This window comes from Mycolicibacterium vaccae NBRC 14118 = CIP 105934 (genome assembly GCF_001552715.1).
GTDB lineage: Bacteria > Actinomycetota > Actinomycetes > Mycobacteriales > Mycobacteriaceae > Mycobacterium > Mycobacterium vaccae.
Map to the genome: position 1 here is coordinate 1 of NZ_BCRS01000368.1, position 600 is coordinate 600.

At 71.2% G+C, this 600-nt stretch carries 2 protein-coding genes; both read left to right on the forward strand.

The genetic code is table 11. The features are described from left to right. Positions 1–329, forward strand: a 329-nt coding sequence (locus MVA01S_RS30065) for an MmpS family transport accessory protein (RefSeq protein ID WP_218006078.1), incomplete at its 5' end; no start/stop codon positions are given. A gap of 15 nt (positions 330–344) precedes the next feature. Further along, the coding region (locus MVA01S_RS30070; RefSeq protein WP_159426403.1) for a DUF2561 family protein at positions 345–600 on the forward strand (256 nt) is incomplete at its 3' end.

A 600-nucleotide genomic window follows, 5' to 3' on the forward strand; every position in this document is an offset into this window, starting at 1 on the left:
CCCCGCCGCCGCCGACGACCGAGGAGCCCGCCCCGCCGCCCACGACCACGCGGGCCGGGCCCCGCCAGGTCACGTACTCGGTGACCGGTACCAAGGCGCCCGGCGACATCATCACCGTCACCTACATCGACGCCTCGGGGCGTAGCCGCACCCAGCGCAACGTGTACATCCCGTGGTCGCTGACGGTCACCCCGATCTCCCAGTCCGAGGTCGGCTCGGTCCAGGCGTCCAGCCTGTTCCTGGTCAGCCGGCTGAACTGCTCGATCACCACCAGCGACGGGACGGTGTTGTCGTCCAACACCGGCAACGCCGCACAGACCAGCTGTTAGGCCGCGTACCTGAAGATGACGAACCTCACCGACACGCGTCCCGCCCTGGACGTCGCCGCCCTGGACCGCACCGATCGACTGCTGCTCGGCGGCTGTGCAGTCGTGTGGCTGGCCGCTCTGGGCGCGGCTGTCGCGGCCACCGTGGCGCTGGTCGACCTGTCCCGCGGCCACACCGGCGGATCGGGGGAGTCCGGTACCCCGTGGGTGCTGTACACGATCATCGGTGTGTCGGCCGCGGTGATCGTGGCCGCCGTGCCGCTGCTGTTGCGGG